Origin of the sequence: Saccharopolyspora antimicrobica (assembly GCF_003635025.1) — a bacterium.
GTDB classification, from domain to species: Bacteria; Actinomycetota; Actinomycetes; order Mycobacteriales; family Pseudonocardiaceae; genus Saccharopolyspora; species Saccharopolyspora antimicrobica.
Genome location: NZ_RBXX01000002.1, coordinates 1,984,596 through 1,999,440, shown reverse-complemented (window position 1 = coordinate 1,999,440; position 14,845 = coordinate 1,984,596). Strand labels below are relative to the sequence as shown.

Annotated in this window: 13 protein-coding genes; 6 read left to right on the top strand and 7 right to left on the bottom strand. The window is 71.1% G+C overall.

Annotated elements, in window-relative coordinates; all coding sequences use genetic code 11:
• Nucleotides 1-6: 6 nt before the first annotated feature.
• Nucleotides 7-1,314 carry an MFS transporter gene (locus ATL45_RS09860; RefSeq protein ID WP_439332445.1) on the top strand — a complete coding sequence of 436 codons (1,308 nt, stop codon included), beginning with the start codon at nt 7-9 and terminating at the stop codon, nt 1,312-1,314.
• Nucleotides 1,315-1,695: 381 nt separating this feature from the next.
• On the opposite strand, the gene ATL45_RS09855 is transcribed toward ATL45_RS09860, so the two are convergent.
• Nucleotides 1,696-2,325 carry a superoxide dismutase gene (locus ATL45_RS09855; RefSeq protein ID WP_121505317.1) on the bottom strand — a complete coding sequence of 210 codons (630 nt, stop codon included), beginning with the start codon at nt 2,323-2,325 and terminating at the stop codon, nt 1,696-1,698.
• A 381-nt stretch (nt 2,326-2,706) separates the two neighbouring features.
• On the opposite strand from ATL45_RS09855, the gene ATL45_RS09850 reads away from it, so the two are divergent.
• From ATL45_RS09850 to ATL45_RS09840, 3 genes are all read left to right on the top strand, one after another.
• Nucleotides 2,707-3,642, top strand: coding sequence for an ABC transporter substrate-binding protein (locus tag ATL45_RS09850; protein ID WP_093155992.1), 936 nt, complete (start codon nt 2,707-2,709; stop codon nt 3,640-3,642).
• A 149-nt stretch (nt 3,643-3,791) separates the two neighbouring features.
• The gene (locus tag ATL45_RS09845) at nt 3,792-4,790 is read left to right on the top strand and encodes a FecCD family ABC transporter permease (RefSeq protein ID WP_246025256.1); all 999 of its coding nucleotides are present in this window, start codon (nt 3,792-3,794) and stop codon (nt 4,788-4,790) included.
• The gene (locus ATL45_RS09840; protein ID WP_093155989.1) at nt 4,787-5,554 is read left to right on the top strand and encodes an ABC transporter ATP-binding protein; all 768 of its coding nucleotides are present in this window, start codon (nt 4,787-4,789) and stop codon (nt 5,552-5,554) included. The genes ATL45_RS09845 and ATL45_RS09840 overlap by 4 nt, the downstream gene beginning before the upstream one ends.
• Here ATL45_RS09840 and ATL45_RS09835 read toward each other — a convergent pair.
• Together ATL45_RS09835 and ATL45_RS09830 are read right to left on the bottom strand one after the other, a co-directional pair.
• A complete protein-coding gene (locus tag ATL45_RS09835; RefSeq protein ID WP_093155988.1) occupies nt 5,551-7,050 on the bottom strand; it encodes a glutamate-cysteine ligase family protein in 1,500 nt (499 codons plus the stop codon). The two genes, ATL45_RS09840 and ATL45_RS09835, sit on opposite strands and share 4 nt — an antisense overlap.
• 120 nt (nt 7,051-7,170) lie before the next feature.
• A complete protein-coding gene (locus ATL45_RS09830) occupies nt 7,171-8,106 on the bottom strand; it encodes an aldo/keto reductase (protein WP_093155986.1) in 936 nt (311 codons plus the stop codon).
• Between the two features lie 70 nt (nt 8,107-8,176).
• Between ATL45_RS09830 and ATL45_RS09825 the strand changes: the two genes are divergently transcribed.
• Nucleotides 8,177-8,989, top strand: coding sequence for a TrmH family RNA methyltransferase (locus tag ATL45_RS09825; RefSeq protein ID WP_093155985.1), 813 nt, complete (start codon nt 8,177-8,179; stop codon nt 8,987-8,989).
• On the top strand, nt 8,989-9,603 hold the full coding sequence (locus tag ATL45_RS09820; RefSeq protein WP_093156040.1) for a DUF2537 domain-containing protein: 615 nt from the start codon (nt 8,989-8,991) through the stop codon (nt 9,601-9,603). The genes ATL45_RS09825 and ATL45_RS09820 overlap by 1 nt, the downstream gene beginning before the upstream one ends.
• Nucleotides 9,604-9,865: 262 nt before the next feature.
• Here the strand turns inward: ATL45_RS09820 and sepH are convergent, their stop codons facing one another.
• The 4 genes from sepH to ATL45_RS09800 all read right to left on the bottom strand — a co-directional run bounded on the left by sepH (nt 9,866) and on the right by ATL45_RS09800 (nt 14,602).
• Nucleotides 9,866-10,798 (bottom strand): septation protein SepH, encoded by a 933-nt coding sequence (gene sepH, locus ATL45_RS09815; protein ID WP_093155983.1) that lies wholly within the window; start codon nt 10,796-10,798, stop codon nt 9,866-9,868.
• Between the two features lie 265 nt (nt 10,799-11,063).
• Nucleotides 11,064-12,206, bottom strand: coding sequence for a phosphoserine transaminase (gene serC, locus ATL45_RS09810; protein WP_093155982.1), 1,143 nt, complete (start codon nt 12,204-12,206; stop codon nt 11,064-11,066).
• A 209-nt stretch (nt 12,207-12,415) separates the two neighbouring features.
• Nucleotides 12,416-13,345, bottom strand: a complete 930-nt coding sequence (locus ATL45_RS09805) for an SEC-C domain-containing protein (protein WP_143121703.1) — start codon at nt 13,343-13,345, stop codon at nt 12,416-12,418.
• Between the two features lie 129 nt (nt 13,346-13,474).
• Nucleotides 13,475-14,602: a citrate synthase 2 gene (locus ATL45_RS09800; protein ID WP_093155978.1), complete on the bottom strand. Its 1,128-nt coding sequence runs from the start codon at nt 14,600-14,602 to the stop codon at nt 13,475-13,477.
• Nucleotides 14,603-14,845 lie beyond the last annotated feature (243 nt).

Below are 14,845 nucleotides of genomic sequence, written 5' to 3'. Positions count from 1 at the left end.
ACCAGAGTGGTTGACCAACCCGGGTCACGCGTCGGAACGGATACCGGCGAAGGTCAGGTCAACCGCACTCAGGTGTCCACATCGGACACGAGCGCGGGCATGTTCCGCTCGCTGCGCGAGCGCAACTACCGCTACTACGCATCGGGCCAGGTCGTCTCGCTGACCGGCACCTGGATGCAGCGCGCCGCGCAGGACTGGCTGGTCCTGGAGCTCTCCGGCGGCAGTCCGGCCGCCCTCGGCGTGGCGGTCGCGCTCCAGTTCCTCCCGACGCTGCTGCTCACCCTGTGGGCGGGTGTGCTCGCCGACCGCTTCGACAAGCGGCGCGTGCTGATCGCCACCCAGACCGCCCTCGGCGTGTGCGGGCTCGTGCTCGGGTTGCTCGACGTCAGCGGCATCGCGGTGCTCTGGCACGTCTACGTGCTGTGCTTCGTGCTCGGCTGCTTCGCGGCCGTCGACGCGCCGGTGCGGCAGTCGTTCGTCGTCGAGATGGTCGGCCCCGCGCAGCTCACCAACGCCGTCGCGCTCAACTCGATGACCTTCAACCTGGCCCGCATCGTCGGACCGGCCATCGCCGGGGTGCTGATCACCGCGATCGGCACCGGCTGGGTCTTCCTGCTCAACGGCGCCAGCTCGGCCGCGGTGGTCGCCGGGTTGCTACTGATGGACGTCGCGGCGCTGCACCGCGCCGGTCGCGCGCCGAAGGAGCGCGGCCAGCTGCGCGCTGGCGTGCGGTACGTGCTCGGCCGGCCGGACCTGACCGTGGTCATGGTGCTGGTGTTCTTCGTCGGCACCTTCGGCATGAACTTCGAGAACACCTTCGCCGTGATGGCGCGCAACGTGTTCCACCGCGACGCCGACGGCTACGGACTGCTGATCACGATGCTGGCCGTGGGCACCTTGACCGGTGCGGCGCTGGCGGCGCGGCGCAGCGGTCGCGGAGGGCCGCGGATGCGGCTGCTGCTGTTGGGTGCCGCGGTGTTCGGCGCGCTGGAGGCCGGTGCGGCGCTGATGCCGAGCTACCAGCTGTTCGCGGGGGCGCTGATCCCGGTCGGGATCGCGGTCATGACCTTCACGACGACCGCGAACGCGACCGTGCAGCTGGGCGTGGACCCGACCATGCGCGGTCGCGTGATGGGCCTCTACATGCTGTTGTTCATGGGCGGCAAGCCGCTGGGCGGACTGGCCTCCGGGTGGCTGGCCGAGCTGCTGGGGCCGCGCTGGCCGATCCTGCTCGGCGGGCTGGTGTCGTTGGTCGCGGCGCTGGTCGGAGCCGGAGTGCTGACTTTCCGGCGCCGGGGGGTTGCGTGCGTCTGACAGGGTAGGCTAACCTAAGTCTCGTCCGCTTCGTGGTGGGAGCGGCAGTCAGTTCGGGAACAGATCGAGCCCCGGTCGCCTTCGGGCGGCCGGGGCTCGATCATTTTCGGCAGCTGGCTTGTCGGAGCACTCACTGCCGAGACCCGGGTGCGCACCCCGCCGGAGATCCGCGCGTAGATCCCCGGCGAAGCCGCACGATCAGGAGGTCCTCCCTGCGATTTCAATGGAAATCAGACGTCCGATTTCCATTGAAATCGCGTCGACCCCGACCCACCGTCGGTGTGTCGGGCGCCCGACACACCGACGGTGACCGCAAGTTCAATTGAAATCGAAGATCCGATTTCAATTGAAATCGCGGCAGGCGGGAAGCCGGACCGCTCGTCAGGCGGTGGGCAGGCGCAGGCCGTTGTAGCCGGCGCGGGCGTCGGCGAAGCGCTTGCCGACCTCGTCCCAGTCCACCACGTTCCACAACTGCTTGATGTAGTCCGCCTTCACGTTGCGGTACTGCAGGTAGTACGCGTGCTCCCAGATGTCGAACACCAGCAGCGGCGTCGTGGCGATCGACAGGTTCGAGTGGTGATCCCGCAACTGCTGCGTCACCAGCCGCCGACCCACCGGATCCCACGCCAGCACACCCCAGCCGTTGCCCTGGATCGTGCCCGACACCGCCTCCATCTGAGCCCGGAACGCGTCGAAGGAACCGAAGTCCTCATCGATCGCCGCCGCCAGCTCACCGGTCGGCTTGTCCCCACCGTTGGGCGAGAGGATCTTCCACCACACCAGGTGCAGCGAGTGCCCCGCCAGGTGGAACGCCAGCGTGGTCTCCAGCCCCACGATCGACGAGAAGTCACCCTTCTCCCGCGCCTCGGCGATCTTCTCGATCGTGTCGTTGGCGCCCTTGACGTAGGTCGCGTGGTGCTTGCTGTGGTGCAACTCGTTGATCTCACCGGCGATCGCCGGCTCCAACGCCGCGTAGTCGTAATCCAACTCCGGCAACACGTACTGCGCCATCGAGCCTTCTCCCTTCGCTGTCGACAGACTCTAGCTACTGCCACCCTATTGCAACTAGCCCGGATGGAGGCGTTGATCTCATCTGCCGGGCGCGTTGCGCGAACAGCCTCGATGAACTGCGCAAACGTGGCGCGGAGCGGGAATTCGACCGGTTGACCGGGCTCGACGCGTGGGGCAGCATCCTCTTTCGACCCCGCGAGCGGGAGAAGCCGGTCGAAGTCCGGCGCTGACCCGCAACGGTAGGCCGCGCACGTCGCGGCGAGCCCGATCGCCCGCTCCGCGAGGGATGGCTCCAACGACTGTCGCGGTCTGCGGTCGGGGTCTGGGAACGCCGCGTGCGGTCCTGGTCTCGCGCATCCGCGCACGACCTCGGAAGGCACGATGCGCCGCACCTTCGCCCTGATCATGGCCGCGCTGTTCCTGACCGGCTGCACTGCGGCCGAATCGCAGGCGGACGGCTTGCGCGTGGAGAACTGCGGCAGCGTCGAGACGTTCGCGCGCCCGCCGCAGCGCGTGGTGAGCCTCAACCAGCACGCCACGGAGATCCTGGTGGCGCTCGGGCTGGGCGACCGCCTCGTCGGCACCGCCTTCCCGGACGACCACGTGCCACCGCCGGAGGTCGCCGCCGGCTACGCCGACGTGCCGCTGCTGTCCGACCGCTACCCGTCCTACGAGCGCATCCTCGAAGCCGAGCCCGACCTGGTCGTCGGCGGCTACGCCAGCGCCTTCGACGAGGCCGAGGGCCGCGGCCGCGAGGCGTTCGCGAAGAACGGCATCAACACCCTGCTGCTGTCGGAGTCCTGCGCGAGCGAACCGGCCGGGATGGACGCGCTGCTGGCCGACATCTCGATGTTCGGCGAGGCGCTCGGCCTGCAGGACAACGCGCGGCAGCTCAACGCCGGCATCGAGGAGCGGGTCCGGGCGGTCGAGCAGCGGCTCCAGGGCGTGGCACCGGTCGACGTCTTCGTGTACGACTCCGGCGAGCAGACCGCGTTCACCCTGGGCGGCAACGGTGTCGGCAACGACGCGCTGACCAGGGCAGGCGCGCGCAACGTCTTCGGCGACGTGCCGAAGGTCTTCGAGGACGTCAGCTGGGAGCAGGTCGCCACGCGGGCCCCGGCGGCGATCGTGCTCGTCGACTACCTCGGTGCCCCGGTGCAGCACAAGCAGGCCTACCTCGAAGGGCACCCGCTGGTCTCGGGCACACCCGCGGTGCGCGACCGCCGGTTCAGCACCATCCCGCTTGTTGAGCTCACCGAGGGCATCAGGTTCCCGGCCGCCGTCGAACGCCTCGCGCGGGACCTCCACGGCAAATGAGCAGCCCGGAGTCAAACCCCAACCGCACCTCAGGGGACCGTGACGCAACCCAGCCACGAGAAACCGCGAAACGCAAGATCGAGCAGGGTGCAACCACCACTGTGAATCGCAGAGAGGCGGCACGGGGAGGCGGAACAGGCAAGAGGCTCTTGCTGGTCTACGCCGCGTTGCTGGTCGCGTTGGTGGTGGTCGGTGGTCTGGCGATCTCGCTGGGTTCCGTGCGGTTGCCGCTGGGGCAGGTGTGGCGGATCGTGCTGGAGCCGGTGCTGCCGTGGATCGAGCCGGACTGGCGCCCGGCGCGCGCGGCGATCGTCTTCGACTCGCGGATGCCGCGGGTGGTCGGTGGCGTGCTGGTCGGCGCCGCGCTGGCGCTGTCCGGGGCGATCGCGCAGCTGGTCACGGGCAACCCGCTGGCCGACCCGTACCTGCTCGGGGTGTCCGAGGGCGCCGGGTTCGCGGTGTCGCTGACGATCGTGCTGGGCATCGGTGCGGGTGCGGTGGGCCTGCCGCTGGTGGCGTTCCTGGGCGGGCTGACGGCGCTGCTGATCGTGCTGGCCGTCTCCGGGCGTTCCGGGTCGGTGACGACGCTGGTGCTCGGCGGGCTGGCTGTCGGGCAGGTGGCGTTCGCCATGACCTCGTTCGTGCTGCACGCCTTCGGCACCGGTGATCAGGCCAAGCAGGTGATGTTCTGGATCAGCGGCGGGCTCGGAGCCGTGCGCTGGGAGTCGCTGCCGGTGCCCGCCGCGGTGCTGGCGCTCGGGCTGATCGCGGCGGCCGCTTCGGGGCGGTGGATGAACGTCCTGCACAGCGGTGACGACGCTGCGGCGGCGCTCGGGATCAACGCGCGCGTGTTCCGGACGTGCTGCCTGGTCGCGATCTCGCTGCTGGCCGGGACGGCCGTTTCGGTGGCGGGCGGGATCGTGTTCGTCGGGCTGCTGGTGCCGCACGCGGCCACCTTCCTGGTGGGCTCCGAGGCACACCGACTGCTGCCGGTGTCGGCGCTGCTCGGCGCGGTGTTCCTGGTGCTGGCCGACCTGGTGGCGCGGCTGGTCGTCGCGCCTTCGGAACTGCCGGTGGGAGTGCTCACCGCGCTGGTCGGCGGCCCGGTGTTCCTGGTGATGTTGCGGCGGCGACGGAGGATCGCATGAGCCTGCGGGTCAGCGGAGTCCAGGTGCAGCTGGGCGGCCGGGCGGTGCTGTCCGATGTGGACGTCGACGTGCGGGCCGGGGAGGTGTTCGGCCTCGTCGGCCCCAACGGCAGCGGCAAGACGACCCTGCTGCGCACGCTCTACCGAGCGGTCCAACCGGCGGCCGGGACGGTGGAGGTCGCCGGCGTTGCGGCGGCCGGGCGGCGCCAGCTGGCGCGCGTCCTGGCCGCGACGACGCAGGAGACGGAGGCCCGCGCGGCGCTCACCGTGCGCGAAGTGGTGTCGCAGGGCCGGATCCCGCACCTCGGGTTGCTGGACCGGATGGGCGCGGCCGACCACGCGATCGTCGACGATGCGCTGCGGGCCACGAGCCTGCTGGCGGAGGCGGAGCGCGATGTGCGCCTGCTCTCGGGCGGTGAGCGGCAGCGGACCTCGATCGCGCGGGCGCTCGCGCAGCAGCCGCAGGTCCTGGTGCTCGACGAGCCGACGAACCACCTCGACCTGCGTCACCAGTACGGAGTCCTGGCGCTGCTGCGCGAACTCGCAGCCGGCGGCCTGACCGTGCTGCTGACGCTGCACGACCTCCGGCTGGCGGTGGAGTTCTGCGACCGGCTGGCGGTGCTGGACTCCGGCCGCATCGCGGCGACCGGAGCACCCGCGGAAGTCCTCGACGAGCGCCTGCTGGCCGACGTCTTCGGCGTCGAAGCCCACCTGGCCGACCACAACGGACGGCCGACCCTCACCATCACCGGAGTGACCGGCTAGCCCACCGGCCAGGTGTGGACCGGGTCGCCTCCGTCGGCCAGCGCGATGTAGTGCTCCAGCATGCGGGTCAGGGCTTCGTGGCGATTCGCGCCCCGCTCCTCCAGGCGGGCCACCGTTTCGCGCTGCCACGTCGCGCCGTTGCGGCGGGCCAGGCAGCGCTGCTCGATCACGCCCAGGTACCGCTCGCGTGCCTCGTCGGAGACACCGCACGCGCGGAGCCCTTCGTGCGCCATCGGCAGCAGGCGGCGCATCACCAGCTCGTCCGGGGCGACCCAGCCGGTGCCCGGCCAGTACAGGTGGGCGTCGAAACCGCTGCGAGCACCGGAGAACAGGTTCTCCTCGGCCGCGGCGAAGGACATCTGAGTCCACAGGGGACGGTCCTGTTCGGTGAGCGCGCGCTGGGCGCCGTAGAAGAACGCGGCGTTGGCGACGATGTCCACCACCGACGGCCCGGAGGGCAGCACCCGGTTCTCGATGCGCAGGTGCGGAACCCCGTCCACCAGGTCGTACACCGGGCGGTTCCAGCGCCAGATCGTGCCGTTGTGCAGCCGCAGCTCGGCCAGCGTCGGCGCCCGCCCGGCGTCGAGCGCGGCCACCGGATCTTCCTCCTCCGGATCGGGCAGCAGCGCCGGGAAGTAGCGGACGTTCTCCTCGAACAGGTCGAAGATCGAGGTGATCCACCGCTCCCCGAACCACACCCGCGGCCGCACGCCCTGGTTCTTCAGCTCCACCGGGCGGGTGTCGGTGGCCTGCAGGAACAGCGGGATCCGGGTCTCGTGCCAGAGCGCTTTGCCCAGCAGGAACGGTGAATTCGCGCCGATCGCCACCTGCACCCCGGCCAGGCACTGCGCGGCGTTCCAGTGCGCGGCGAAGTCCTCCGGGGCGACCTGCAGGTGCAGCTGGACCGAGGTGCACGCCGACTCCGGCAGGATCGAGTTGGCGTAGGAGTGCAGCCGCTCGGAGTGGTAGCCCTCGCCGAGCGGCTCGCCCTCCATGTCCAGCAGCATTTCCTCGCCGCGGGCCAGGAAGATCTGCTCGTTGAGCAGCGAGTAGCGCGGATTGCGGGACAGCCAGCCCGGGTCGAAGTGCGCGCTGCGCAGGGTGGGCAGCGTGCCGATCATGACGATCTTCGCGCCGGTGTCGTGCGCGCTGTCGTCGGCCCGCCGCAGCGCGGCGCGCATCCGCTCCTCCAACCGCAGCGCGCTGTCCCCGGCCAGCACCCGCGGCTCCACGTTGAGCTCGATGTTCTGCTGGCCGAGCTCGGTGGTGAAGGCCGGCTCGTCGATCTTCTCCAGCACCTCGGCGTTGGACATCGACGGCTCCATGCCTGACCCCACCAGGCACAACTCCATCTCCAGCCCCATCTGCTGGCGCGGGAAGGAGAAGTTGCCGTCGGCGAGCATCCGGGCCAGAGCGTCCAGACCGCGCTGCATCTTGTTCCGATACCGCTGCCGGTCCACCGGATTGAAACCTCGGTCGTCCACGTGCCGTCCCATGCCGTCTCTCCGCTCGGTCGGCAGCACGTCAGCGCGCAGCGCTGGGGAAACCACCGTGACACATCGGTACCCGGCGATCCAGCGGCCAAAACGGTGTCAGCGAACGGAGTGTCGAGGCCGTCAAACGGAGGCGTCGTCGAGCCTCCGCACCTCCGCCGCGGTGAGCTCCAATTCGGCGGCGAGCAGCAGGTCGGCGAGCTGATCCGCGGTGCGGGCGCTGGCGATCGGGGCGGTGACGGTGCGTTGCGCGCGCAGCCAGGACAACGCGATCGATGCCACCGGGGCATTACGCAGCGTTGCGATCTCGTCCAGGGCGGCGAGCACCCGGAGACCGCGATCGTCCAGGTACGCGCGGGCGCCTTCGGCGCGCGGGCTGTCCGAGTTGTCCTGCGCCGGACGGTATTTGCCGGTCAGAAACCCTCTGGCGAGCCCGTAGTACGGTGCCACGCCCAGGTTCTCCTGTGCGCACAGCTCCGCGAGCTCACCCTCGAACCCGGCGCGCTCCACGAGGTTGTACTTCGGTTGCAGCGCGGTGAATTCGGCCAATCCCTCGCGGCGGGAGACCGCCAGCGACTCGGCGAGCCGCGGTGCGGTGTAGTTGGACGCCGCGATGTAGCGGACCTTGCCCGCGCGCACCAGCGCGTCGAAGGCGCCCAGCGTCTCGGCCAGCGGGACCGTCGGGTCGTCGCCGTGGGCGTAGTAGAGGTCGATGTGGTCGACACCCAGGCGGCGCAGTGAATCTTCCGCAGCCGCCGCGATGTTCGCCGCCGAAAGGCCGCTGCGCTGCGGCAGCCAGCCCACCTTGGTCGCGACGACCACGTCGTCCCGGTTGCCGCGGGCGCGCAGCCACTCGCCGATGATCGTTTCGGATTCGCCGCCGGAGTTGCCCGGTGCCCAGGCCGAGTACATGTCCGCGGAGTCGATGAAGTTGCCGCCCGCCGCCGCGTAGCCGTCGAGGACGGCGAAGGACTCGTCGCGATCGGCCGTCCAGCCGAAGACGTTGCCACCGAGGCAGATGGGGAAGACGTCGAGTGCTGTGCCACCAAGCTGAACCATGCTTCGAACGTACCCACGCGGGGGTGCCGGAACCCGGCGGGGAACACCGGCCGGGGCGACGGGTGCGAGAATGCGGTACGTGACGCACATGGTCGAGATCAGTGAAGTCGACGATCCACGGGTCGACGACTTCCGCGATCTGTCGCGCGCGGATCGCCGGCCGGACCGGCCCGGCGGGCGTGGGCTGGTGATCGCCGAAGGCGTCGTGGTGGTGGAGCGGTTGCTCGCTTCGCCGTACCCGGTGCGCGCGCTGTTCGGGGTGCGCCGCCGGATCGAGGCGCTGGCCGGTGCCACCGCCGCCCTCGACGTGCCCGCCTACGTCGCGAGCGCCGACGTGATGGCGCAGGTCGTCGGCTTCCACCTCAACCGCGGCGTGCTAGCCGTGGCCGACCGCGCCCCGGTGATCCCGCCCGCCGAGCTGATCGAGCGGTCCCGCCGCCTGGTGGTGCTCGAGGGCATCGGCGACCACGAGAACCTGGGCGCGCTGTTCCGCAACGCTGCCGCGCTCGGCGTCGACGGCGTGCTCCTGGGCGCCGGTTGTTCGGACCCGCTGTACCGGCGCAGCGTCCGGGTGTCGATGGGACACGTGCTGCGGGTGCCGTTCGCGCACCTGGAGTCCTGGCCGGAAGATCTCAAGCTGCTGCGCGACAACGGCTTTCGCCTCGCCGCGCTGACGCCCCGAGCGGATGCGAAATCTCTTCGCGATGCGGCGCTGGACGAGGGGCGGGTCGCGGTCCTGCTCGGCTCGGAGGGCCCCGGCCTCACCGAGGAAGCGATCACCGCGGCCGACCTGGCGGTGCGGATCCCGATGGCCGGCGGGGTCGATTCGCTCAACGTCGCGACGGCCGGGGCGATCGCCTTCAATGCGATGAGCGGGGCGTGATGCGCGAGCCCGGTTGGGAACTGCACGCGCGCTCCGGCCGCGCGGTCCTGGTGCGCGACGTCGACCACGAGGTGGACCCGGGGCGCCTGCGGCTGCCCGACTCGCTGGTCGAAGCGCTGCACGAATGGGCGCACGTCGCGGAAACGGCGCACGAGGCCGCGGAGCCCGGCGACCGCGAACTGATCTCGAAGCGCGGCCGCCAGCTGGCGATGCGACTGGCAGCGGAAACCGGCGGCCAGATCGGCTACCTCGACCCGCTCAGCGGCCGCCTCGACCGCATCGGCCGCCCGCGCCCACCGGCCCCCCGCCGCTACGCGCTCCCGGTGCCGCGCGAGGAACCGACGCCCTGGGGCCCGGGCCTGGCGGTGAGCGCGATCATCGCGGCGATCGCGACGACCACCCTGGTGGTGGTGACGCTGGGCCTGGCGGACGTCAGCGGCGTCCTGGCCGCAGTGGTGAACCTGGCGGTGGCGGCGGGCTTCGCCCCCTCGATCTGGCTGGGCCGCCGAATAGCGGTGTGGCGCTGGGTCGCCTACGGAACAGCGGCGGGCATCGTCCTGGCCTGGCTGGTCCTCCTCCTCACCCTCCTGAGCCCCTACACCCCGCACGTCTGACCGCCCTGAGCCCCGGTGGTGCGTCGGGTGGTTGTGCAATTTCAATTGAAATCGGACGTCCGATTTCAATTGAAATTGCACATGTCGGTCCCCGGGCCAGGCGAATCGTCCACTCCATCGGCATGTCGGGACCCAACGATCCGACGTCGTGCCTGGAGTCGGTGCCGAATGCCCGGAGTTGGTGCCGAATGCCCGGAGTTGGTGCGGACAGCAGAAGGCCGGGGTGAGCTCGTGCTCGCCCCGGCCTTCCGCGGGTTCTCGTTCAGCGGTGGGAGCGGACTCCGAGGAGGACGTCCTCCCACGACGGGACGATCGGGTGGCTCTTCCGCCCGCGGCGCGGCTCCGCCTTGCGCGCCGCGTCGTCCTCCGCCTCCTCGGCGGTCGCGCCTTCGGCGCTCTCCGCCGCGGGCTGCTCCGCTCCCGGCTCCGCCGGTCGCTCCGGGGCTCCGGTGTCGAGGTCGAGCGTCGGGGCCTCGGCCAGCGGTGGCGCAGGCGCCACCGGGGCCTCCGGCGGCGGTGCCGGGGCCGTCGGCTCCGCCGACATCCCCTGCTGGTCGAGCTGGAGCGCTTCGCGCGCCAGCTCGGTGACCGGGCGGACGGTGCGGAGCGGGCGGTTGGGCGACGGGTCGAGGAGGTCGGCCGCGTGGTCGTCGAGCGCCGCGACGGTGCCGCCGTGCGCGCCCGGGTGGAACACCCAGTGGGCGAGGTTCTCGGAGCGGCCGGCCTGCCAGGTCAGCTGGACGACCCACTTGCCGTCCTCGCCGCGCCAGGCGTCCCAGTCGGCTTCGGCGTAGTCGTGGCCGCGCATCCCGAAGGTGTGCGCGACGACCTCGCCGAGGGTCTGCACGTCCGGGCCGTCCTCGCGGACCGGGTGCCCGCGCTGGGCCATCTCGGCGATCTGGCGGCGTTCCAGCAGGACCGGGTAGGCGTAGCGCTCGACGCGGTGCTCCGGGATGCCGGAGGCCTCGGCGATCTGCTCGACCGACGCGCCGGAGCGGATGCGGGCCTGGATCTCGCGCGGTCGCATCTGCGACTCCATCTCGATCTGGACCTGGCCGAGCCTGGTGAGGTCACCGCGGGCCGCGGCGCGCAGTCGTTCGTCGGCGGGCACGGTGAAGCGCTCGCCGTTCTCCGGGTCCTCGCAGATGACGGATTCACCGTCCTCGTCGAGCCCGACCACTCGCAGCGATCGCATACGCGTGCCTCCCACCGACCTACATGTCACCAAGCTGTGACGGTAACCCGGCGCGCCGCCTTGACGCGGGAGGCTCGCCGGGCATGCCGTGCGGCAGTTGGTCGTCCTCCCGGCCTCGATCTTGCCGGAAAGGGGCCGCCTGAGCGAACCAGTAAAACCACTCATATTTGGTGAACCTCACCGAGAGTGGTTGATTTTCACTCAGTGTTGTGGTCTCAAGGGAGAAACTGCCGGGGTCCGCGGGGACCCCGGCAGCGCTGCGTCGTCAGGACAGCTGCGAGACCACCCAGTCGATGGACTTCGTCAGCGCGGTGACGTCATCCGGCTCGATCGCCGGGAACATGCCGATGCGCAGCTGGTTGCGGCCCAGCTTGCGGTACGGCTCGGTGTCCACGATGCCGTTGGCGCGCAACGCCTTCGCCACCGCGGCGGCGTCCACCGAGTCGGCGAAGTCGATGGTGCCGACCACCTGGGAGCGCTTGGCCGGGTCGGTGACGAACGGGGTGGCGAACTCCGAGGCCTCGGCCCAGTCGTAGAGCCGCTGCGAGGACTCGCGGGTGCGCTGCACGCACCAGTCCAGGCCGCCCTGGCCGTTCATCCACTCGATCTGGTCGGCGAGCAGGAACAGCGTGGCCACCGCGGGGGTGTTGTAGGTCTGGTCCTTGCGCGAGTTGTCCAGCGCGGTGGGCAGCGACAGGAACTCCGGCACCCAGCGGTCCGAGGAGCCGATCTCGCCGATCCGCTCGATCGCGGCCGGGCTCATCGCGGCCAGCCACAGCCCGCCGTCGGCGGCGAAGCACTTCTGCGGCGCGAAGTAGTAGACGTCGACGTCGGCGGCGTTGAACGCCAGCCCGCCCGCGCCGGAGGTCGCGTCGACCGCGATCAGCGCGTGCTCGGAGCCCGCCGGGCGGGTCGGCGCGAGCATCACGCCGGTGGAGGTCTCGTTGTGCGCCCAGCCGATCAGGTCGGCGCTCGGGTCCGACACCGGCTCCGGGGCGTCACCCGGCTCGGCCGAGACGACCAGCGGGTCGCCCAGGAACGGGGCCGTCTTGGCGGCCTTGGCGAACTTCGAGGAGAACTCGCCGTAGGTCAGGTGCAGCGAGCGCTCGCGGATCAGGCCGAAGGTCGCCGCGTCCCAGAACGCCGTGGTGCCGCCGACGCCGAGCACGACCTCGTAGCCCTCCGGCAGGGAGAACAGCTCCTGGATCCCCTCGCGGACCCGTCCGACCAGGGACTTCACCGGCTTCTGGCGGTGCGAGGTGCCCATCACCTCGGCACCTTCGCCGGCCAGCCGGGCCAGCTGCTCGCTGCGCACCTTGGACGGACCGCAGCCGAAGCGGCCGTCGGCGGGCTGGAACTCGTCGGGCAGCTTCAAGGTGGTCGGGTCGATGGTCTCGGCCTGCGTCATGCCGGCGCCTCCGGGCGTTGTCGTGGTGATCGTGCAGGGGCAAGACCTCGCCCCCGCGCGCCAGTGGCCTGCTGACCGGCGCCGTTGCCGGTTCGGCTCAAGTGTTGCAGCAGGGTTTCCGGCAGGTGACGGGCACCTGCTGCCAACAGCCGAACCGCAACTTACTGCGGCTCGCTCCGGTTGGCCAGCACCTCGCCGGGGGAGATCGTTCAGGCGAACCCGGGGGCTCCGCAGCACTTCTTGTACTTGCGCGCCGAGCCGCACCAGCAGGCGTCGTTGCGCTCCGGCGGCCACGGCGCGGCCTGCCCGAGCCGCGCCGCTTCGGCGGTGAACTCGGTGTGCGTCGCAGGGTCGTCCAGCGGTAGCTCGCGGGACTCGGCGAAGGCGACCAGATCGTCCAGCGCACCGGCGACGATCACCGCGCTGGTCGGGTGGTCGGTCAGCGTCCGCTGGATGAACCGGCGGTGCTCGACGTGCGTGAGGCCCGGGTTCCACTCCGGGTGCCTGCGCTGGACCTCGGCGAACTCCGCCTCGGGCCAGTAGAGGACCGCCGGGATCGCGTGCTCCTGCCTGCCGATCTCCTCGATCTGGCTGAAGACCTCGTGGGAGCGCTCCTCGGAGCGGGCGAGCAGCTCGTCGTACTGGTCCGCGGGAAGGCCCAGCCGGTGGCGCAGGTCGGCGCGTTCGCGGAGCAGCTCGAAGCCGGGATCGCCCACCTCCACCTCGGCGCCTAGGTCCGGGACGAACCGCTGGACGCCGATGTTGAGCCAGCGCAAGGCCTCCTGGTGCGCCCCGATCGCCTGGTAGCCCGCGGCGGCCTCGCCGTACGCCCACTCGCACTCCGAGCCCTCGTGCATCAGCTGCGCCATGGCCCGCTCTCCCTCCTCGCGGCGGCCGTGGGTCAGCAGGAATGAGGCGTAGGCGGCCCGCCCGCTGAGCACGCTGCGGCCGTCGTCGGCCTCGGCCGCAGCGGCCAGCGCCCGCTCCTCGCGCCCGTGCTCATCGGCGAAGTGCCAGTAGCCGGACGCTTCCACGAGGTCGTCGCAGCGCTCGCCGCTGATCTCCGCATCGGCTTCGAGCGCCTCGGCGTACTCGATGTGCATGCGACGTTTCTGGGCGTCGGAGGATGGAGCTACCACCACTCCACGCTAGCGCCGCGCGTTGCGTCGGTGCTGGGCAGAGGGTGTGCCCGCGATGGGAGCGTGAGCGTTTTGCGGTGCTATGGCCCCTCAAAACGCTCACGTGCCGCCACCTGCGGAAGGCGCCGATCAGACCGGGGCGATCAGCTGGTCCAGCTGGTCCCAGCCCGGGACGTCCTGCGGGGACCGGGGGCCCGGGCCGATGTACTGCGCCGACGGGCGCACCAGGCGGCCGGTGCGCTTCTGCTCCATGATGTGCGCCGCCCAGCCCGCCAGCCGGGCGCAGGTGAACATCGCGGGCATCATCGCCGTGGGCACCTCCGCGAAGTCGAGCACCACCGCGGCCCAGAACTCCACGTTGGTCTCGATCTGCCGGTCCGGGCGGCGTTCCCGCAGCACGGACAGCGCCGCCTGCTCCAGCTCGCGGGCGACCTCGAAGCGCGGCGCGCTGAGCTGGTCGCAGGTGTTGCGCAGCACCCGCGCCCGCGGGTCCTCGGCGCGGTAGACGCGGTGGCCGAAGCCCATCAGCCGGTCGCCGCGATCCAGGATCGACTCCACGACGCGGCGCGCGTCCCCGGTGCGCTCGGCCTCCTCGATCATCGGCAGCACGCGGGCCGGCGCGCCGCCGTGCAGCGGTCCGGACATCGCGCCGACCGCGCCGGACAGGCAGGCCGCGACGTCGGCGCCGGTGGAGGCGATCACCCGGGCGGTGAAGGTGGAGGCGTTCAGGCCGTGCTCGGCGGCCGACACCCAGTACGCGTCGAGCGCCCGGACGTGCGTGGGGTCGGGTTCGCCGCGCCAGCGGGTGAGGAACTGCTCGGTCGCGGTGGTCGCCTCCTCGATCCGCGACAGCGGGACCGGCGGCTGGTCGCCGCGCGCGGACTGCGCGACGAAGGAGAGCCCGAGCGCGCAGGCGCGGGCGAGCTGTTCGCGGGCCTGGGCCTCGTCGACGTCGAGCAGCGGTGCGAAGCCGAGGGCGGGAGCGAGCATCGCCAGGGATGCCTGCGCGTCCGCGCGCACGTCGCCGGTGCGCACCGGTACCGGCGTTGCGCCGGCGGCGGGCAGGCCGTCGCCGAAACCGCCGTCCACCAGCAACGCCCACACGTCGCCGTAGGAGACCGTGCCGACCAGGTCTTCGATGTCGACACCGCGGTAGCGCAGGGCGCCGCCGTCGCGGTCGGGCTCGGCGATCTCCGTGCGGAAGGCGACCACGCCCTCCAGGCCGGGGCGGAACTCGGACTGAGCTGCACTGCTCATGACTGCCTCGTCTCGTCGCTGGACGCGTGCGCGCGGCTGCGCGAACGCTGGACGTGGCGGGGTGCAGGCGTCTGATCACACAGTGCACCCGCCCGGGGCGGCGCACAATCCCGACCCCGAGAAGTCACATGATGAGCTAGCTCACAGGATCTTCAAGAAAAGCCGTTAGCCACGTAAAAGTCCGGAAAAATAGTTGTAACGAGGCAAGCGAACAGCATTAAAATCGCAGGGCAGCCCGGGGGT

Excerpts from the sequence above, each read along its gene's own strand:
- ATL45_RS09855 (WP_121505317.1), bottom strand. The coding sequence starts at position 2,325 with ATGGCGCAGTACGTGTTGCCGGAGTTGGATTACGACTACGCGGCGTTG.
- ATL45_RS09850 (WP_093155992.1), top strand. The coding sequence starts at position 2,707 with ATGCGCCGCACCTTCGCCCTGATCATGGCCGCGCTGTTCCTGACCGGC.
- ATL45_RS09840 (WP_093155989.1), top strand. The coding sequence starts at position 4,787 with ATGAGCCTGCGGGTCAGCGGAGTCCAGGTGCAGCTGGGCGGCCGGGCG.
- ATL45_RS09835 (WP_093155988.1), bottom strand. The coding sequence starts at position 7,050 with ATGGGACGGCACGTGGACGACCGAGGTTTCAATCCGGTGGACCGGCAG.
- ATL45_RS09830 (WP_093155986.1), bottom strand. The coding sequence starts at position 8,106 with ATGGTTCAGCTTGGTGGCACAGCACTCGACGTCTTCCCCATCTGCCTC.
- ATL45_RS09825 (WP_093155985.1), top strand. The coding sequence starts at position 8,177 with ATGCGGTACGTGACGCACATGGTCGAGATCAGTGAAGTCGACGATCCA.
- ATL45_RS09820 (WP_093156040.1), top strand. The coding sequence starts at position 8,989 with ATGCGCGAGCCCGGTTGGGAACTGCACGCGCGCTCCGGCCGCGCGGTC.
- sepH (WP_093155983.1), bottom strand. The coding sequence starts at position 10,798 with ATGCGATCGCTGCGAGTGGTCGGGCTCGACGAGGACGGTGAATCCGTC.
- serC (WP_093155982.1), bottom strand. The coding sequence starts at position 12,206 with ATGACGCAGGCCGAGACCATCGACCCGACCACCTTGAAGCTGCCCGAC.
- ATL45_RS09800 (WP_093155978.1), bottom strand. The coding sequence starts at position 14,602 with ATGAGCAGTGCAGCTCAGTCCGAGTTCCGCCCCGGCCTGGAGGGCGTG.